Origin of the sequence: Sphingomonas aerolata, from assembly GCF_023935825.1 — a bacterium.
GTDB classification, from domain to species: domain Bacteria; phylum Pseudomonadota; class Alphaproteobacteria; order Sphingomonadales; family Sphingomonadaceae; genus Sphingomonas; species Sphingomonas aerolata.
Genome location: NZ_CP098762.1, coordinates 2,473,911 through 2,493,231, shown reverse-complemented (window position 1 = coordinate 2,493,231; position 19,321 = coordinate 2,473,911). Strand labels below are relative to the sequence as shown.

Sequence of the window (19,321 nt, the reverse complement as noted above, 5' to 3'; positions counted from 1 at the left end):
GCCGGCGATGCCGCGGCGTTGCTGCTGGCCTTCGCCATTCGCCGGGGATAGCGCAAGAGGCGATGGAGGAGACGGTCGTGCAGGGGTTTGGAAAGACGGTGCTGGTGACCGGCGGTGCGCGCTCCGGCAAGAGCCGCCATGCGCAGGCTTTAGCAGAGGCGGGGGGAGAGGCGGCAGGTGGCCACGCGCTGGTCTATATCGCGACCGCGCAGGCTTTCGACGGGGAGATGACCGAACGGATCGCGCGGCATCGCGCCGAGCGGGACGAACGGTGGCGGACGGTCGAGGCGCCGCTCGCGCTGGCAGAGGCGATCGTCGAGGCGGATGCGCCGGACGGGGTGATACTGGTCGACTGCCTGACCTTGTGGGCGTCGAACCTGATGCTGGCGGAGGCCGATGCGGAGACGGCGATCGCCGCGCTGCTGGATGCGATCGGTCGCGTCGAGGGGCGGCTGGTGCTGGTCACCAACGAGGTCGGGATGGGGATCGTGCCCGACAATGCGATGGCGCGGCGGTTCCGCGATCTGGCCGGGATGCTGAACCAGCGGGTCGCGGCTGCGGTCGAGACGGTGGATCTCGCGGTGTCGGGGCTGACGATCCGGATGAAGGGATAGGGTGCCCCTCCCCGAGATGGGGAGGGGCGGTTAGCGTCAGAACGAGACGCGGGCGCCGAGCGAGGTGACGATCGCGCTGGCGTCGCGGAGCGCGCCGTTGGTGCGGATGATGCTGCCCGCGACGAGCGTGGCGCGGTCGATCGTCGTGTTCTCGAAGTCGACATATTGCGCGGCGGCGTCGACCGCGATGCGCGGCGTCACCTGGTAGGAGGCGCCGGCGGCATAGGTCCAGCGATCGGCGTCGGGGACGCGCGCGTCGCGCTGGCCGTCCTGGGTCGGCGTCTTGGTGCGCTGGACACCGCCGCGAACGGTCAGCTTGGGCGTGACGTCATAGTCGAGACCGCCCGCGAGGCTCCAGCTGTCGCGGTAGTTCTCCGGGATCGACGTGTTGAGCGGTGCGCCGAGATCGATCGTATCGAACTTGCTCCAGTTGAACGCGATGACCTGGGCGTTGAGCGTCAGCTGGTCGGTGGCGCGGACGCGGCCCGCGACGATGACCTGACCGGGGGTGTTGAACTCGGCGGTCGCGCCCGAGACCTCGGTGTTGCCGCCGGCGAGCGGGCCGAGCAGGCCGGTGACGACGAGGTCGCCCTTCAGCTTGTGGCGGATGCTCGATTTGTAGGTGACGCCGACGGTGGCGAAATCGTTGTGGAGCTGGACGCCCGCGGTCCAGCCGAGATCCCAGCCGTCGCCGCTGAGTTCCTGGCGGCCGTCGGGCTGTGCCGCGGAGACGTTGGGGAGCGCGTTGCTGAGGATCGCGTCGGTATATTCGACGTTGAGCGCACCGCCGACACGGAGCCAGTCGGTCAGCTCGACGCCGATCGAGGGCTGGATGTCGATCGTGCGCAGGCGGGTCTTGTCCGCGCTGTAGCGGGCCCAGCTGTCGGCGTCATAGTTGGTCGTGAAGCTGAACGGCGAGGTGACGACGAGGCCGACCGCGATCCGATCGGTCAGCGGATAGGCGACCGCACCCGAGGGGACGACGCCCTTGTTGACCGGGTCGCTCGAGTTCGACTGGCCGCTGATCGCGGCGCAGGGCTGGCCGCCCGGACGGCAGATCTGCGAACCGGTGTCGATCACGTCGCCGCGCGGGATGATCGCGCTGGCGCTGAGCGTCGCGCTGCCGTCGCGGATGCCGGCGATCGCGGCGGGGTTCCACCAGAGCGACGCGGCGCCGGTATCGGCGGCCTCACCCGAAAACGCCCGGCCCGCGCCGCGCGCCGACTGCGCCTGGAGATAGAAGGCGTCGGCATAGGCGGTGCTGGCGCATCCGAAAGCGGAGACGAGCGCGGTCACGGCCAGCAACGGGGCCTTGGTACGAAACGACATTTACAAAATTCCTGAACGCTAACTTTTGGGGAGATGAAAGGGACCTGGGATCAGCGGACGCGCGTCCAGGTCTGGGTCTTGCAGAGCGGGAAGAAGACGCAGCCGCGCAGCTTCAACTGGTTCGCGCCGACCGGGGTGATCTTGCCGCTATAGGTCTTGCCGTCCTCGGCATTGTAGACCTGGCCGCTGCTCCAGACGCCGTCCTTGTCGGACTTGAAGCCGCTGAGCATCTGCATGCCCTGGATCGGACGGCTGCGCAGCGCGGTGTTGCTGTTGTTGGCGTCCTTCATCGACGGGTTGGCGCGCAGCGCGTCGGAGGTCAGGATCTTGCCGCAGATCGAGGGGCCGCAGCGCGCGATCTCGACGATGGCGTTGTGCGTCTCGGTCCGCCAGCGGCCGACCACGGTGTCGGCGGTCGCGGGCGCGCCGGCAAGCAGCGCGGCGATCATCATCAGGGACATCGTCTATCCTCTCCTAGTGTCGGGGCGCCGCATCTGTACGGTCACCCAGTGTATTTGCGAGCCCCGCGACCTATTCGCGAGTCCGCTGCCGTATACGGCATGTCGTCGACCCGCCTAGATTTGTACAAACAATAGTCAAGTGTTCTTACTGATCCGGGCAGGTGAAAAATTGGTCATGCGCGGGTGTTCCCCCGCTCGCGCGGGGGAACTGTCTCAGTTGCGCAGTGGCTTACCCGTCTGGAGCATGTGGACGACGCGCGCCTGGGTGCGCTGGTCCTTGACGCTCGCCATGAAGGCGGCGCGTTCGAGGTCGAGGAGCTGCGCCTCGGTGACGGTGTCGACGAGGTCGGCCTCGCCGCCGGTCAGCACCTCGGCGAGACGGTCGGCGACCACCACGTCATAGTCGGTCGCCATGCCCTTCTTGTGGAAGTCCGACACCGCCATCGACAGACCGGTACGACCGCTCGCGCCCGCCAGACGGAAGGTCGGTGGCTCGGGGGCGACATAGCCCTCGACCAGCGCGATCGCCTTTGCCTTGGCGTCGGCGAGCAGGCGATCGCGGTTCATCGTGATGCCGTCGTCCTTGCGCAGGATCATCATCTCCTTCGCCTCCGCCGCCGACTTGGCGACCTGCGCGGTGGAGACCGCCTGGAACACCTTGGTCAGCGCGGGCATCGGGCCGTTGGGGAGCGTGCGCGACTTCGTCCAGCGATCGAGCATCTCGCCATTGCCGCCCCAGCCGGGGACGAGACCGACGCCGCATTCGACGAGGCCGGCATAGGTCTCGGCATGCGCCTGGACCGCGTCCGAGTGGAGCAGCATCTCGCAGCCGCCACCGAGCGCGAGCCCGGCGGGCGCGCTGACGACGGGGAAGGGCGCGTATTTGAGCGCCTTGTACGCCTGCTGGCCGCGCGAAACGCTGGCCTCGACCATGTCCCAGAGGCCCGCACCGACCGCGAACATCGCCGCGCCGAGATTGGCGCCGGCCGAGAAGTTGCTGCCCTCGTTATAGACGACCAGCGCCTTGAAGCGCTCGCGCACGACCGGAACCGCTTCCTCGATGAGTGCGATGACCTGATCGTCGAGCGCGTTCATCTTGGTGTGGAATTCGAGCGCGGCGACACCGTCGCCGACGTCCCAGAGCGACGCCGAGGCGTTGGTCAGGACGGGCTGCGACCGCAGCTTGATGTCCTCGAGCAGTTCGACGCCGTCGGCGCGTGGCACGTCGACATAGTCACCGCCGGTGGTCAGATACTGGCGGTTGCCGTTCTCGACGCGGTAGAAGGAACGGTCGCCCGCAGTCGTCAGGATCGCAGGCACGTCGCGGCCCTCGGCGGCGAGACGCTGGGCGAGCAGGCCCGGCCCCATCCGGTCGATCAGCTCGAACGGCCCGTATTTCCAGTTGTACCCGAGCTTCATCGCGTCATCGATCGCGACGATATCGTCCGCCGCCTCGCCGACGAGCATCGCCGCGTAGGACAGCGTGTTGCCGAGGATCGTCCAGGCATAGGTGCCGATCTTGCCGGGCTCGGCGATCAGCGCGGCGAGATCCTTGCCGGTCTTGCCGGGCAGCTCGGCGGGCTTGGCCTCGGGGCGATAGTCGCCGGTCGCGAGGTCGAGCGAGAGCTTGGTGCGCGTCGCCTTGTCGAAGCGGTAGAAGCCGCCCTTGCCCTTGCGGCCGGTGAACCCTTCCGCGATCATCTTGTCGACGAGCGGCATGTCGCGGACGGTGTCGAAATAGGGATCGCCCGCGGGGAGCGTCGACGAGAGGCTCTTCGACAGCAGCGGCATCAGGTCGACGCCGACGAGGTCGACGAGCCCGAAGATCCCGGTCTTGGGCACGCCCATCGGCCGGCCGCCGATCTGGTCGGCCTCCTCGACGGTCAGCCCCTGGTCCATCGCCGCGTTGATCGCGATCGCCAGCCAGTAGGTGCCGATGCGGTTGGCGATGAAGCCCGGCGTGTCCTTCGCGCGGACGATGCGCTTGCCCATGAAACGATCGACGAAATCCTCGACCTTCTCGGCGACCGCGACGTCGGTATGCTCACCGCGAACGATCTCGACCAGTCGCATGTAGCGCGGCGGGTTGAAGAAGTGGGTGATGAGGAAGTCGGCCTTGAACTGGTCCGAGCGGCCGTCGACGAGGTGGCCGAGCGGGATCGTCGAGGTGTTCGACGAGACCGCGGTGCCGGGACGCTTCAGCGCCTCGAGCTTGGCATAGAGCGCCTGCTTTATGTCGAGCCGTTCGACGATCGCCTCGACGATCCAGTCGCACTCGGCGACGCGGTCGAGATGGTCGTCGATATTGCCCGTCTCGACCAGCTTGGCCGCGCGCTTCGACATGAAGGGGGCGGGGTCGGTCTTGAGCATCTTCGCGACTGCGCCCTTGGCGACCGCATCGCGATCGTCACCCTCGCGGGGGACGATATCGAGCAGCAGCACCGGGATGCCGGCGTTCGCGACTTGCGCGGCAATCCCTGCGCCCATGACTCCCGCGCCGATGACGCAGACCTTTTTCACCTGATCGACCATCATGCGCGCTCCAGCACCGTTGCGATGCCCTGACCGCCGCCGATGCACTGGGTGGCGAGCGCGTAGCGGCCGCCTTCGCGGGCGAGCAAGGCTGCGGCCTTGCCGACGATCCGCGCGCCGGTGGCGCCGAGCGGATGGCCGATCGCGATCGCGCCGCCATCGAGGTTGATCGTCTCGTCCTTGAGCCCGAGGTCGCGGATGCAGGCGATCGCCTGGCTGGCGAACGCCTCGTTGATTTCGACCACGTCGAGGTCGGCGACGGTGATGCCGGCGCGCTCCATCGCCTTTTGCGAGGCGTAGATCGGGCCGAGGCCCATCGTCGACGGCTCGTTGCCCGAGACCGCGACCGACTTGATGCGCGCGAGGATGGTCAGGCCGTGCTTCGTCGCGAACTCTTCCGAGGTGACGAGGACGGCGGAGGCGCCGTCGGTCAGCGGCGAGGAGGTGCCGGCGGTGACCGAGCCGTCCGCGCTGAACGCAGGCTTGAGGCCGGCGAGCGCTTCGGTCGTCGTGCCGGCGCGGATCGTGCCGTCCTGGCTGACCGGGCCCGCCTTGGTCTGGATCGTCACGATCTCGTCGGAGAGGCGGCCATCGGCGCGCGCGGCGGCGGCCTTGTCCTGGCTCTTCACCGCGAACGCATCCTGCTCGGCGCGGGTGATCTGGTAATCGCGCGCGACGTTCTCGGCGGTCTCACCCATGCCCATATATGCGCCGGCGTTCTTCTTGAAGAGATCGGGGTTGGGGAGCGGGTTGTAGCCGCCCATCGGCACGCGGCTCATCGATTCGAGCCCGGCGCAGATGAACGCGTCGCCAGCGCCGATGTTGATCTGGCCGACCGCGATGTGGATCGCGCTCATCGACGAGCCGCAGAAGCGGTTGACCGTCATGCCGCCGACCGACAGCGGCAGGTCGGCGAGCAGGCCGATCATCCGCGCGACATTCAGGCCCTGCTCGCCCTCGGGGAAGGCGCAGCCGAGGATGATGTCCTCGATCGCGGCGGGATCGACGCCGGTCTTGTCGAGCAGGCCGCGGATCGTCTGCGCGGCGAGATCGTCGGGGCGGACGCGGGCGAGGTCGCCCTTGCCGGCAAGGTGGAACGGCGAGCGGGCGTACCCGGCGATGACGACGTTGGTCACGATGATCCTCTCCAATTGCAATCGGTCCGCTTAAGACTTGCGGGCTACCCTTAAGGTGCGATAACTCTCCTATACGTCAAGGTGATGCGGCCTACAATATCAGTCGAGAGCGCACGCCGAAAAGGAGAGAGAGATGCTGGACACCGACGGCCGTGCGATCGGCGTACCGCTAGAAGGCGAAGCGCGTTTGCTGGGCGACATGCTCGACACGGCGGTCCGCCGATTCGGGTCGCGGACGGTGCTGGATTTCCTCGGGTCGACGATGACCTATGCCGAGCTTGGCGACGCGGTCACGCATGCGGCGCGGGGGCTGCAGGATCTGGGCGTGGTGAAGGGGACGCGCGTCGCGCTGTGCCTGCCGAACACGCCCTATTATCCGGTGCTGTTCTTCGCGGTGCTGAAGGCGGGCGGGATCGTCGTCAACGTCAACCCGCTCTATGTCGAACGCGAGCTGTGCCACCTGCTGAAGGATTCCGGCGCGGAGATCATCGCGACCTGCGACATCATCGAGATCCATGCGCGCGTGCTGAAGGTCGCGGGCGAGACGGGACTGCGGCATGTCATCACCTGCCCGATCGCGGGTGCGCTGCCGACGCTGAAGTCGATCGCCTACCGCATCTTCAAGCGCGCCGAGATCGCCCACGCGCCGAACGACGCGCGGCATCGCAGCTTCGACTCGCTGGTGCGTGCGAAGGGCGCGCCCGCGCCGGTCGCGGTGACGCCGGACGAGGTCGCGGTGCTGCAATATACCGGGGGGACGACCGGCGAGCCCAAGGCGGCGATGCTGAGCCACGCCAATCTGGTGTCGAACGCGGACGCGATGATGACGTTCGTCGGCGGCGAGACGCCCGAGCAGGACCGGGTGATGGGGGCGCTGCCGCTGTTCCATGTCTTCGCGCTGACGACGGTGCTGACCTATTCGATCCGCGCGGGTGCGCAGATGATCCTGTTGCCGCGGTTCGAACTGCAGCAGCTGCTCAAGACGATCGTGCGGACCAAGCCGACTTATTTCCCCGCGGTGCCGACCATCTATGCGGCGATCACCAAGGCGGCGGAAACGCAGCCGATCGACCTGTCGTCGATCCATGCGTGCATTTCGGGCGGTGCGCCGCTGCCCGCCGAGGTGCGTACCGCGTTCGAGGCGGCGACGGGGTCGAAACTGGTCGAGGGCTATGGCCTGTCGGAGGCCTCGCCGATCATCACCTGCAATCCGATCGAGGGGCTGAACAAGCCGGGATCGGCGGGGCTGCCCTTTCCCGGCACGATCATCGAGATCCGCGACCGCGAGGACCCGACCCGGCTGCTGCCCGTCGGTGAGAATGGCGAGATTTGCGCGCGTGGCCCGCAGGTTACGCAAGGGTATTGGCACAAGCCGGAAGCGAGCGCGGCGCTGTTCGCGGACGGGGCGCTGCGCACCGGGGATGTCGGGCATCTCGACGCGGACGGCTATCTGTTCATCGTCGACCGGATCAAGGACCTGATCCTGTGCGGCGGCTACAATGTCTATCCGCGGGTGATCGAGGAGGCGCTGTACGAGCACCCCGCGGTCGCCGAGGTGGTGGTGATCGGGGTCGCCGACGCCTATCGCGGACAGGCGCCCAAGGCGTTCGTCACGCTGGTCGAAGGTGCGGTCGCAACCCCTGTGGAATTGCGTGATTTTCTCCGCGACAAGATCAGCAAGATCGAGCTTCCCCGCGAGGTCGAAATCCGCGACACTCTGCCCAAGACGTTGATCGGCAAGCTATCCAAAAAGGAACTTGTCGCGGAGGAAGAGGCCAGGCTGGCACGCGCGATGCCGGCCGGGGCGGCGTCGGGGGAGAGGGGAGCGACACCGTGAACGAGCGGCAGGACGATCTTACCGGGATTCAGGACGTGTCGCAGGCGCTGGGGGTCAGCGCGCGGACGCTGCGCTTCTATGAGGACAAGGGGCTGATCGAGCCGTGCCGGATCGGCACGACGCGCGTCTATACGCGGCGTGACGTCGCGCGGATGCAGCTGATCCTGCGCGGCAAGCGGCTGGGATTCTCGTTGCGCGACATCGAGGAGTTTCTCGTCCTGTATGATGCGGATCCGCAGCATGTCGAACAGATGCGCGCGCTGGCCGAACGCTGTCGCCAGCGGATCGACGACCTCCAGCAGCAGCAGGCGGCGATCGCGCAGACGCTGGAGGAGCTGGAGAAGATCGAGGCGCAGGCGCTCGAGCGGATCGCGTCCTGACCGGTCTGTAACGCGCGCGGTTGCGCCGGCTCGCGCGGCGCGGCAGGGATGGGTGATGCGTACCATCTCCTCCGCCGTCGGCGTTCGTCTCTATCATCTCGACGATGCGCTCGAGGGCGGCGCGGCGACGACCTTGTTCTACGGCCCGCTCGGCGAGGCGCTGGCGATCGCCGCGCAGCAGTCCGAGGAGGTTCAGGCGGGGCTGTACATCGCGACCGAGAACGACGTCGTCGCCTATCTCGACCTCGACGAGTGAGGGTCAGGCGCCGGCGGTGAAGCCGTCGTCGCGGTCGGCGGGGACGGGCGCGCTGACCGCCTTGCAGATCGCGCGGAGTGCAGGCTTCAGCCCCTCCTCGAGCGTCGGGTGATAGAAGGGCATGTCCAGAAGGTCGGTTGCGGTGCGGCCCTGCTGGATCGCCCAGGCGATCAGGTGCGCGCTGTGCTCGACCCCGGGGGCGGCCATCGTCGCGCCGGTGAGCCGGCCGGTGCCCGCCTCCGCATAGAAGCGGATCAGCCCGGCGTTGCGCGCCATGACCTTGGCGCGACCCTGATCCTCGTAGGAGGCTTCGCCGATGACGATGCCGTCCTGGTCGTCGGGGGTGATGTCGCCGATCACCGCGACGGTCGGGTCGGTGAACATGATCGCGAGCGGGACCATCCGCGGGCCGGGGGTGACGTCGGGGAACTGCGCGGCGTTGCGGCCGGCGATCATCCCCTCGGCAGACGCTTCGCCGAGCACGGTGCGGTCGTGATCCGCGTCGCCGGCGATGAAGACCGGCGCGTCGCCGCACTGCATCGTCGTCCTGTCGAAGACCGGCGTGCCGTGATCGTCGAGCGTGATCCCGGTGGTCTCTAGCCCGAGGCCCTTGAGCCGCGGCGGGCGGCCGGTCGCGACGAGCAGATAGTCGAAGCGGCGGGATCCCGATTGCTCGCCCGACCAGGACAGCCGGACGCCGCCGCTGTCGGGTTCGGCCTTCAGTTCCATTTCGAGATGGATCGGCAGTTCCTTGTCGAGGATACCGTGCAGCACCGCCGAGACCTTCTGGTCCTTCAGCGCGGCGAGGCCGGGGGACTGGTCGAACACCGCCGTCTCGACGCCGAGCCGGACGAGCGCCTGGGCGAGTTCGAGGCCGATCGGCCCGGCGCCGATGACGCCGACCGAGCCGGGCAGTGTCGGCAGTTCGAAGATCGTCTCGTTGGTCAGCACGCGGTCGCGGACCGCGTCGAAACTGTCGGGGATGTTCGGGTAGGAGCCGGTCGCGATCACGACGGCCTTCGCCGTGACGGTGCGGCCGTCGTCGAGCCGGAGCGTGGTCGCGTCGACGAAGCGCGCGCGGGCCTCGATTTTCACGCCGTCGGGCAGCTTGTCGAGCGAGTCGCAGACGCCCGCGACGAACGCGTCGCGCTCGCGCTGGACGCGCGCCATCACCGCGTCCCCGTCGATCTTCGGCTCGGCGGCGATGCCGAAGACCGATGCCTGGCGGACCGCGTGCGCGGCATGGGCGGCGGCGATCAGCAGCTTGGAGGGCATGCAGCCGACGCTGGCGCAGGTGGTGCCCGAAAAGGTCTCGTCGATCAGCAGCGTGCGCGCGCCGTTGCGTCGCGCGTTGCGTTCGGCGGCGAGCCCCGCGGTGCCCGCGCCGATGATCGCGACGTCACAGGTTAAATCGGGGCTGGTGTTCGGCATGATCGACTCCGTCTCCGGAGCATTCCGGTCATGGCAGCGAAACCTTCCAACCGCCTGACCCGTTCCGCATGCCGATCCGATAATCACCACGATCCGAGGACCCGCCATGCTGACCGTCCATCACCTGAATTTCTCCCGGTCTTTCCGCATCTTGTGGCTGCTGGAGGAATTGCAGCTGCCCTATGAGCTGGTCCGGTACGAGCGGGACGCGAGCTTTCGTGCGCCCGCGTCGCTGAAGGCGGTGCATCCGCTGGGCAAGGCGCCGATCGTGCAGGACGACGAGCTGACGCTCGCCGAGAGCGCGTCGATCCTGTCCTATCTCGATCGCAAATATGGCGGCGCGCGGCTGAGCCCGCCCGAGGGCACGCCCGAGGCGGCGATCCACGACGAATGGCTGCATTATGTCGAGAGTTCGGCGGCGTTCCCGATCATGATGACGGTGATCGGCAAGATGATGGGCGGGCTGCCCGAGGGGCTCGGCAAATTCTCCGAGCCCGAGGTCGCCAAGACCTTCGCCTATATCGCCGAGGGGGTCGGCGAGGGGCCGTATCTGATGGGGGCCAAGCTGACGCTGGCGGATATCCAGATGTCGTACCTGCTCGCGACCGCGGAGAGCGCCGGGCTGCTGAAAGATCAGCCGGAGGTGAGCGCGTACTTCGAGCGGCTGAAGGCGGTGCCGGGCTATCAGAAGGCGATCGAGATCGGCGGGCCGCTGTCGCCACCGCGGCGCTGACGGGGGACGGGACCGGCGCTGCGATACGGCAGCGCCGGTCCCGCCGGATCAGCGCGCCTTGAAGCGGATCGCCTGACCGCCGCCGGGCGCGAGCGCGAGCGTCAGCGTGTCGCCCTTGCGGACGCGCTTGGTCTCGATCGTGATCGCGTGGCGTGCGGTCGTCTTGTAGTCCGCGCCGGGGCCGTCGCGATAGATCTGCGCGGTGTAGGTCCGGCCAGCGTCGAGGAAATCGAGCGCGACGGTGAGCGTCCGGGCATTCTCGTCGGTGACGCTGCCGACATACCAGTCGTTCGACTTGCGGTCCTTGCGCGCGAAGGTGACGAAGTCGCCGACCTCGCCGTTGAGCACGCGGGTGTCGGACCAGTCGGTCGGCACGTCCTTGATGAACTGGAACGCGGCGGGGTATTTCGCGTAATTCTCGGGCGTGTCCGCGGCCATCACGACGGGCGAATAGAGCACGACGTAGAGCGCGAGCTGCTTGGCGATGGTCGACAGGAGATCGCTGTCGTCGGTGCCCTTGAGGCTAAGCACGCCGGGGGTGAAGTCCATCGGCCCCTCGAGCATGCGCGTGAAGGCGAGGTTCGCCTCGTGCTCGGGCGGGTTCTTGCCGGCCCAGCTGTTATATTCCATCCCGCGTGAGCCCTCACGCGCGATCCAGTTGGGATAGGTGCGGCGCAGGCCGGTATCCTTGACGGGCTCGTGGCTGTCGATCGACACCTTGTACTTGGCGGCGGTGGTGACGACGCGGGTATAGTGGTTCACCATCCACTGGCCCTCATGCCATTCGCGGTGCTGCGACCCGTCGGGATCGACGCGCTCGATCTGGCCCGCGTCGGTGACATAGCCGGTCTTGATCGCGGGGATGCCGTGATCGCGCGCAAAGGCGAAGGCGCGGTCGAGCTGGCCGTCATAATGGCTGGCCGAACCGCCGGTCTCGTTGTGGCCGATCAGGTAGACGCCCTTCGACTTGGCGTATTTCGCGAGATAGCCGGCGTCGAAATCGGGGGTCGGCGTGTCGAACTGCATCGCGGTGCCGTCGCCGAACCAGTCGCCGTCCCAGCCGACATTCCAGCCCTCGACGAGGACGCCGGGGATTTTGTTGGCGCTCGCGAAGTCGATATAGGTCTTCACATGCGCGGTGGTGGCGCCGTGATTGGGGCCGGTCGCCCAGCTCCACTTGCCGGTGATCATGTTCCACCAGACGCCGACGAACTTGCCGGGCTTGACCCAGCTGACGTCGCCCAGCTTGTTCGGCTCGTTCAGATTGAGCTCGATATGGCTCATGTAGAGGCCGGGCGCGTCGTCCGAGAGGATCAGCGTGCGCCACGGCGTCGCGAACGGGCCGGTCCGCGTGACCTTGGGGGCGCCGGCGCCGGGGGTCAGCACCGCCTTCAGCGTGTTGCCCTCGACCTTGGCGACGTTCATGCCGGCATAGTCGATGAGCGCGGCCTCGTGCAGCGCGACATGCGTGCCGCCCGCGAGCTTAAGCGTGATCGGCGTCGCGGCGGTGCCGACATCGGCGAGCGCCGTGCGGTTGTAGAGATATTCCTCGCGGTTCCATTCGAAGCCGGGCTTCCACCAGGCGGTCGCGTCCTCGGCAAAGGCGAACTGCGTCAGCTCCTCGGCGATGTTGACCGTCTTGAAATTGGGCTGGTCGGGGAAGACGTAGCGGAAGCCGATGCCGTCGTCCTGAAGCCGGAAGACGACGTCGATCGCGCGCTGCAACCGGTCGGTCTCGCGCAGGCGGACGCGCATCTCGGTGTGGTTGTCGCGGATCGTCTTCCACTCGCCCCAGGGCTGGGTCCAGGTCGAATCCGCCTTGTCGCGGGTGACGGTCTCGATCTTCAGATGCCGGTCGAACTTGGGCGCGTCGGTGAAGAGGAAGCCGAGCCGCGACGGCTTGACGATCAGCGTGCCCTTGCGCGTGACGCTGTAGGTCGCATGGCCTTCGCCGTCGGTCGCGACGGTGACCGCGATGCTGCCGTCGGGCGAGGTCGCGATCGCCGAGGGGATCGTCGGGACGGGCTGCGGCTTGATCGTCTCGTTCGTGGTGACGGCCGGGGTGGTGGCGGCGGGGGCGGCCTGATCCTGCGCCATTACGGGTGCGGTCGTCGCGAGCAGGGTCGCCAGCGTGAGCGAGAGGGTCTTCATGATCCGGTCCTTTCGACGATCAGCGCGGCATAGCCGCCCAGTCGTCCTATCGTTGCGTCGTTGATGCTGTCGCGGACGCGCCAGTGTTCGGGGGTAGCGGGGCTCCACGCGACGGGTGTCGCGGCCATGTTGAAGACGCAGAGCAGGATCTGGTCGCCGTCACGGCGTTCGAATGCGAGCAGCGTGTCGGTGACCTCGGTCAGGACCAGATCGCCGATCGCGAGCGCGGGGATTTCGCGGCGCAGCGCGAGCAGGCGGCGGGTGAGCGCGAGCAGCGAGTCGGGATCGCCCTCCTGCCGGTCGACCGCGAGCTCGGGATGGTCGTTGCCGACCGGGAGCCACGGCGACGCATCGGTGAAGCCCGCATGCGGCGCATCGGCCCGCCACGGCATCGGCGTGCGGGCGCCGTCGCGCGACAGCGTCAGCGGCCAGTTGGCGATCGCCTCGGGATCCTGGAGCTGGTCGAACGGCACCTCGACCTGGGTGAGCCCCAGTTCCTCGCCATAATAGAGGAAGATATTGCCGCGCAGGCAGACGAGCAGCGCGATCTTCATCCGCGCGAAGGCGTCGCGGTCATCGGGGCCGATCCAGCGCGAGACGGCGCGCGGAGCGTCGTGATTCTCGAACGCCCAGCTCGGCCAGCCCATCTCCGCGTCCGACGGCCAGAGCGTGATCGCGTCGGCGACGGTGCTGGGGCGGAGGTCCGACGCGTAGAGGAAGTCGAAGCCATAGGCGCTGTTGAGCCTGGTCTGGCCGCGGGTGAACAGCTTCATCTCGCGGTCGCTGTCGGCGCCGCCGACCTCGGCCACGGTGAAGCGGTCGCCATAGCCGTCGATCAGCCGCCGCAGTCGTTCGAGAAAGGCGGGGATGTCGGGATGGCTCTGGTTGTGGACATGCGCCTGAAAGTCGAAGGGGCGCGTCTTCAGGCTGTTGTCGGTGACCGGCGGATTGTCGGTCAGCGCGGGGTCGTGCATCGCGAAGTTGATCGCGTCGAGCCGGAAGCCGTCGACGCCGCGGTCGAGCCAGAATTTGGCGGTGTCGACGATCTCGTCCTGCACGTCCGCGTCGTGGAGGTGGAGCTGGGGCTGCTCTTTCAGGAAATTGTGCAGATAATATTGGCGACGGCGCGCGTCCCAGGTCCAGGCGGGGCCGCCAAAGACCGACTGCCAGTTGGACGGCGGGCTGCCGTCGGGCTTGGCGTCGGCCCAGACATACCAGTTCGCCTTGGCGTTGGTGCGCGACGAACGGCTCTCGACGAACCAGGGATGCTCGTCCGAGGTGTGGCTGTAGACCTGGTCGATGATGATCTTCAGGCCGAGCGCGTGGGCGCGCGCGATCAGCGTGTCGAAATCGGCGAGCGTGCCGAAGATCGGGTCGACATCGCGGTAGTTTGCAACGTCATAGCCGAAGTCCTTCATCGGCGACGTGAAGAAGGGCGAGAGCCAGACCGCATCGACGCCCAGGCTCGCGACATAGTCGAGATGGCGGGTGATGCCGGGCAGGTCGCCGATGCCGTCGCCGTTCGAATCCGCAAAGCTGCGCGGATAGATCTGGTAGATGACCGCGCCCTTCCACCAGGGTCGGTGCACGGGCAGGCTCGTATCGTCGGGCATCAGCGGGTCTCCGCGGCGCAGACCGCATAGCCAAAGGCGGGGATGGTCAGCGTGACGCTGCCGGGGGCGGTCGCGCGCGCGGCGCAAGCGCCGGCGAGCGTATCGAAGCGGGTCGAGCGAGTCTCGACCTGGATCGCGCTGGTCAGCGGCTTGGCGCTGGTGTTGTACGCAAGGAGCATCTCGGCGCCGGTCACGGGATCGAAACGCGAAACCGCGAACAGGCCGGGCTTATCGCCGCGTGCGCGGACGAGCGTGCGGCCGCGGGTCAGCGCCGGGTGCGCGACGCGGAGGCGCGCGAGCTGGGCGATCTGGCGGAACAGCGGGTGGGTCGTACCGAAACTGGCGGTCGCGGTGGTGGCGTCGGTGCCGACGAGGCGGTTGTCGTTATAGACCGCGACCTTCGAGGCGAACATGTCCTCGCGTGCGTCCTGGTCGTCGCCGTCGCCGGCAAAGCCCTGCTCGTCGCCCGAATAGATGGTCGGCACGCCGCGCATCGTCAGCAGCATCGCATGGCCGAGCTTGACGCGTGCGAGCACCTCGGCCTCGCTCGCATTCGGGTTGAGGCGGCGGACGTCGCGCGCGAAGCGGCCCTGGTCGTGATTGCCGAGGAAGGTCGGCAGGATCATCGCGGTGTCCGCGCCGTGTTCGTAGAGCGCATCGCCGTCGAACAAGGCGGCGAGTTCGTTGGTGCCCTTGTTGCCCGCGACGACGTCGGTCACGCCCCAGCGGAAGCCGAAGTCGAGCACCGCGGGCAGCTTGTCGACGCGGGTGAAGCGCGCGAGATAGCCCGGATCCATCGTCCCATAGGCGACCTCGCCGAAGATGTGGAAATTGGGGATGCCGTTCGCTTTGGCGCGGTCGAGCATCGCCGGCGTGAAGGCCTGCCAGAATTCGGGGTTCACGTGGCGCGCGGTGTCGATGCGGAAGCCGTCGACCTTGAACCGGTCGATCCAGCCGCCGAAGATGTCGATCATGCCCGATACGACGCGCGGATTCTCGGTCGCGAGATCGTCGAGGCCGGAAAAGTCGCCCATCGTCGAGCTCTCGTCGGTGAAGGTCGAGTCGCCGCGGTTGTGGTAGTAGATCGGGTCGTTGAGCCAGGCGGGGACCTTCACGGTCCGTTCCTTCGCAGGGACATAGGGCGTGTAGGCGAAGCCAGGGTCGGTCAGCCGCGCGAAGTTTTCAGGCGTGCGGACGGCGTCGCCCGCGAAGCCGGGGTTGATCGGCTTGCCGCGCAGGCCGAGCTTGCGCTGATAGGGATAATTGGCGCGGTCGCGATAGGCGCAGGGGGTGCCCTCGGTGCATTCGCGGTAGTGGATCACGTCGGCGGTGTGGTTGATGATGATGTCCATATAGACCTTCATCCCGCGCGCATGCGCCGCGGTGACGAGCGCGGTCATGTCGGCATTGGTGCCGAGATGCGGATCGACCTGCGTGAAGTCGGTGATCCAGTAGCCGTGATAGCCCGCGGACTCCCGGCCGGGCGCGCCCTGGACGGGCTTGTTCTTGAAGATCGGGCCGAGCCAGATCGCGGTCGCGCCGAGCGACTGGAGATAGCCGAGGCGGTTGGTCAGGCCCTTGAGGTCGCCGCCATGGTAGAAGCCCTTGGCGGTCGGATCGAAGCCGGTGACGCGGCGATCGCCGGTGAGGCCGCCGCGGTCGTTGGCGGGATCGGCATTCTCGAACCGGTCGGGGAGGACGAAATAGATGACCTCGTCCTGCGGCAGCCGCGCGCGGTAGTCGGTCGCCGGTGCGGCCTTCGGTGCCGGGCCCGGGTCTGCGATGGCGGGCGAGAGCGCGAGCAACCCTGCCAGGATGGTGGCGACGCTCTTGATCATCGGATGTCCTTTTCGCACCGGAACTCGGTGACGGCGCCACCGGCGCCGGGTCGCCGTCCGCCGGGAGGACCCCGGGCGGACGGCGGTATTGCAGGTCGTTAGAAGCGGAAGCTCGCACCCAGATAGAACTGGCGCCCGAAATATTGCAGCGTGCCCGTCTGTGCGGTCTGGCCGAAATAGGAGCGGGTCGGCTGGTCGGTCAGGTTGTTCGCCTGCGCGAGCAGCGTCATCCCGGCGAGCGGGCTGCCCTGCGGGAATTCATAGCTCATCTGCGCGTCGAACACGGTCTCGGCGGCATTGGTCACGATCTGCTCGCTGAGGCCGAACTGCGGCGCGACGAACTTCGAGCGGTAGCGCATCGAGACGCGCGTCTGGAAGCCGTTCTTCTCGTAGAAGAGCGTGGGGTTGGAGACGATCTTCGACAGGCCGGGCAGCGACAGCGAGAGCGTGTTGCCGCTGATCGCGTTGGTGATGCTGACGTCGGACTGGTTGTACGAGATGTTGAGCACCGCGCCGAGGCCGTCGAACGGCGCCGGGAGGAAGTCGAACGTCTTGGTGATGGCGCCTTCGAAACCATAGACATAGCCGCCATTGCCGTTGATCGGTGCGAACAGGTTGCCGGTCGTGACGACGCTGGTGAAGCCGGTCCCGGCAAGCGGCGGGGTGCTGATGCCGTTGGCGGCGAAGTCGTAGTTCGGGATGACGCCGCCGATCACGAAGCTGCGGACGTCCTTGTAGAAGGCGCCGAGCACGAGCGAGCCGCTGTTGCCGAAATAATGCTCATAGGTTGCGTCGAACTGGTTGGCGCGGAACGGCTGGAGCGCGGGGTTGCCGCCCGACCCGTCGAGCCGCGCCGCGGTGCCGCCGATGCTGACCAGGTTGGTGCTGATCGAGTTGCGGAAGTCGAAGAAGCGCGGGCGCGAGATCTGGCGCGAGAGCGACAGGCGGGCCTGGTCGTTCTCGGTCAGGCCGAGGATGAAGTTCGCCTGGGGCAGCCAGTCAGTGAACTTGCGGCCGCGGGTGTTGAGGTAGCGACCGGTGCCGCCGTCCGAGATGGTCGAGGACGAGCTCTGGTCGGTATGGACGACGCGCAGGCCGATATTGCCCTTGAACGGCAGTGAACCGGCGATCGTGTCGAAGTTGAGCTGGCCGTAGCCGGCATAGGTCTTCTCGTCGATCGTGAAGCTCTGGTCCTGCGTGAACGCCTGGGTCTGGTCGACGACGCGGTCGGGCCCGAGCTGCGAGTCGAAGATGCTGCCGATGTCGGCGACGATGAAGTCGGGAAAGGACGAGAACTTGCCCTTGAAGCCCGCGGTCGTCGAATTCGAGCCGGTCAGCGTGACGGGTGCAGCGAAGCTGAACGCGTTGAAGCTGGTGATCGTCCGCTCTGCCTTGCGGTTGCCATAGCGGCCGCCGACCTCGAACGACTTGAGGAACGGACCGTCGATCTTGAGCAGCGCGCTGCCCGCGAACGCATAGAGGCGGTCGGTGTCCTTCTGCGGGACGATGTAGAAGCCCTCGAACGCGTTCGCGGCGGGATCGGTGTAGTTGGCGTTGGTCGAGAACGAGCCGACGTTCAGACCATCGAGCTTGTAGCTGAGCGTCGTCGGCGTGGCGGTCGTGTTGCCGTTGTCGTCGAGACCCGAATTGTTGAAGAAGCTCGACGCGCGCGAATAGGAGCCGTCGGCGGTCAGCGTGAGCTGGCCGATATCCTTCTGGACGTTGCCGCCGAAGGTGTAGAGCTTGTCGAGGCGGTTCTCGTTCTGCTGGATCGTGCGGGTGCGGATGCCCGAGGCGTTGCCGCCGACGATCGTGTTGCCGATGACGGTCGGATCGGTGAGGTTGCTGCTGGTCTGCTGCAGGTTCTCGACACGGATGCCGCGGCGGAACACGTCCGACTTGAAGCGCGAATAATAGCCGTCGAGCAGGACGCGGAACGTGTCGGTCGGCTCATACTGGACGCTGCCGAGCACGCCGTCGCGGGTCTCGTTGCCGCCCGACTGGACCGCCTCGAAGCCATAGCCGATCGCGTCGGCGCGGCCGTTGCCGTCAAGGTCGCGGATCGCCGGGCTGCCGTTCTGGCCGGTCGCGGTGTAATCATAGCCGACGAAGCGCGTCGCGACGTTCGCCTGCTTCAGACGCGCATAGCCGACCGCGAGGCCGAGCGTGTCGTCGAGCAGCTTGGTCTGGATCGAGGCGCTGCCGCGATAGCCGAATTCGCTGGCGTCGGGGTTCTGGCCGGCGCGGTCGTTATAGACGCCGCGGACGTTGACGCTGACGAGCGTTTTGCCGGGGATGCTGAGCGGGCGCGCGGTGCTGAGCTCGACCTTGCCGGCGACGCCGCCCTCGATCTGCGAGGCCTTGGGGCTTTTGTAGACCGCGGCCTGGTTGATGAGTTCGGACGGATACTGGTCGAATTCGATGACGCGGTTGCCCGAGGTCGCGACCTGTTCGCGGCCGTTGAGCGTGGCGGAGACGAGATCCTGGCTGAGGCCGCGGATGTTGATCGCCGACGCCTGGCCGCCGGTACGCTGCGAGGTGACGCCGGGCAGGCGGGCGAGCGACTCGGCGATCGAGACGTCGGGCAAGCGGCCGATATCCTCGGCCGAGACGATCTCGGCGACGACGTCGAGGTTGCGCTTGACCGCGATCGACGAGCGCAGGCTGGCGCGGAAACCGGTGACGACGATGTCGTCGCTCGACTCGGCGGCGGGGCCGCTGCTCGGCGCGGTGGCGTCCTGCGTCGCGACGGTCGGGGCGGGCGTCGAGGGTGCGCTCGACACCGTGTTGTCGGCGGAGGCCGGGGCTGGATCGGTCGCGACCTGCGCGTCGGCGACCGACGCGGCGAAGAGCGCCACGGCGAGCGCGGTACTGCTGGCCGATAGGGTGAAAAGGTGATGCGCGGCGGATGCCGGGAAACGCTTGGACGTCGTCATGTTCAACTCCCCTGAAAGCCCCGCTGCATCTTTCGCGCCGTGGGCCGTGTGTGGCGTTCCAATGGAATTCCGCC

Annotated in this window: 14 protein-coding genes; 5 read left to right on the top strand and 9 right to left on the bottom strand. The window is 67.4% G+C overall.

The window, feature by feature from the left end; all coding sequences use genetic code 11:
* Positions 1-62 precede the first annotated feature (62 nt).
* Positions 63-614, top strand: coding sequence for a bifunctional adenosylcobinamide kinase/adenosylcobinamide-phosphate guanylyltransferase (gene cobU, locus NEF64_RS11335; protein ID WP_056407815.1), 552 nt, complete (start codon positions 63-65; stop codon positions 612-614).
* Positions 615-650: 36 nt separating this feature from the next.
* Here the strand turns inward: cobU and NEF64_RS11330 are convergent, their stop codons facing one another.
* From NEF64_RS11330 to NEF64_RS11315, 4 genes are all read right to left on the bottom strand, one after another.
* Positions 651-1,943: an OmpP1/FadL family transporter gene (locus tag NEF64_RS11330; protein WP_056407818.1), complete on the bottom strand. Its 1,293-nt coding sequence runs from the start codon at positions 1,941-1,943 to the stop codon at positions 651-653.
* 50 nt (positions 1,944-1,993) lie between these two features.
* On the bottom strand, positions 1,994-2,404 hold the full coding sequence (locus NEF64_RS11325; RefSeq protein WP_031395134.1) for a DUF2147 domain-containing protein: 411 nt from the start codon (positions 2,402-2,404) through the stop codon (positions 1,994-1,996).
* Between the two features lie 213 nt (positions 2,405-2,617).
* The gene (locus tag NEF64_RS11320) at positions 2,618-4,936 is read right to left on the bottom strand and encodes a 3-hydroxyacyl-CoA dehydrogenase/enoyl-CoA hydratase family protein (protein ID WP_056408706.1); all 2,319 of its coding nucleotides are present in this window, start codon (positions 4,934-4,936) and stop codon (positions 2,618-2,620) included.
* Entirely contained in the window at positions 4,936-6,072 is a 1,137-nt protein-coding gene (locus tag NEF64_RS11315; RefSeq protein ID WP_031395136.1) for a thiolase family protein, read from the bottom strand. The genes NEF64_RS11320 and NEF64_RS11315 overlap by 1 nt, the downstream gene beginning before the upstream one ends.
* Positions 6,073-6,205: 133 nt before the next feature.
* Here NEF64_RS11315 and NEF64_RS11310 point away from each other — a divergent pair, with 133 nt between their 5' ends.
* Genes NEF64_RS11310 through NEF64_RS11300 form a run of 3 tightly spaced genes read left to right on the top strand, consistent with a single transcriptional unit; the run spans position 6,206 to position 8,545 of the window.
* The gene (locus NEF64_RS11310; RefSeq protein ID WP_056407821.1) at positions 6,206-7,909 is read left to right on the top strand and encodes a long-chain-fatty-acid--CoA ligase; all 1,704 of its coding nucleotides are present in this window, start codon (positions 6,206-6,208) and stop codon (positions 7,907-7,909) included.
* Positions 7,906-8,289 carry a MerR family transcriptional regulator gene (locus NEF64_RS11305; RefSeq protein ID WP_031440676.1) on the top strand — a complete coding sequence of 128 codons (384 nt, stop codon included), beginning with the start codon at positions 7,906-7,908 and terminating at the stop codon, positions 8,287-8,289. Before NEF64_RS11310 ends, NEF64_RS11305 begins: the two co-directional genes overlap by 4 nt.
* Positions 8,290-8,344: 55 nt before the next feature.
* Positions 8,345-8,545, top strand: a complete 201-nt coding sequence (locus NEF64_RS11300) for a hypothetical protein (protein WP_056407824.1) — start codon at positions 8,345-8,347, stop codon at positions 8,543-8,545.
* 3 nt (positions 8,546-8,548) lie between these two features.
* Here NEF64_RS11300 and NEF64_RS11295 read toward each other — a convergent pair whose 3' ends face one another.
* On the bottom strand, positions 8,549-9,976 hold the full coding sequence (locus NEF64_RS11295) for a dihydrolipoyl dehydrogenase (protein ID WP_252573748.1): 1,428 nt from the start codon (positions 9,974-9,976) through the stop codon (positions 8,549-8,551).
* A gap of 106 nt (positions 9,977-10,082) precedes the next feature.
* Between NEF64_RS11295 and NEF64_RS11290 the strand changes: the two genes are divergently transcribed.
* Entirely contained in the window at positions 10,083-10,709 is a 627-nt protein-coding gene (locus tag NEF64_RS11290) for a glutathione S-transferase family protein (protein ID WP_056407830.1), read from the top strand.
* 48 nt (positions 10,710-10,757) lie between these two features.
* Here NEF64_RS11290 and NEF64_RS11285 read toward each other — a convergent pair whose 3' ends face one another.
* From NEF64_RS11285 to NEF64_RS11270, 4 genes are all read right to left on the bottom strand, one after another.
* Positions 10,758-12,860 (bottom strand): glycoside hydrolase family 97 protein, encoded by a 2,103-nt coding sequence (locus NEF64_RS11285; protein WP_235516445.1) that lies wholly within the window; start codon positions 12,858-12,860, stop codon positions 10,758-10,760.
* On the bottom strand, positions 12,857-14,473 hold the full coding sequence (locus NEF64_RS11280) for an alpha-glucosidase (RefSeq protein WP_056407833.1): 1,617 nt from the start codon (positions 14,471-14,473) through the stop codon (positions 12,857-12,859). The genes NEF64_RS11285 and NEF64_RS11280 overlap by 4 nt, the downstream gene beginning before the upstream one ends.
* Entirely contained in the window at positions 14,473-16,311 is a 1,839-nt protein-coding gene (locus NEF64_RS11275; RefSeq protein ID WP_252573746.1) for an alpha-amylase family glycosyl hydrolase, read from the bottom strand. The genes NEF64_RS11280 and NEF64_RS11275 overlap by 1 nt, the downstream gene beginning before the upstream one ends.
* Positions 16,312-16,409: 98 nt before the next feature.
* On the bottom strand, positions 16,410-19,247 hold the full coding sequence (locus tag NEF64_RS11270; protein ID WP_056407839.1) for a TonB-dependent receptor: 2,838 nt from the start codon (positions 19,245-19,247) through the stop codon (positions 16,410-16,412).
* Positions 19,248-19,321: the final 74 nt, after the last annotated feature.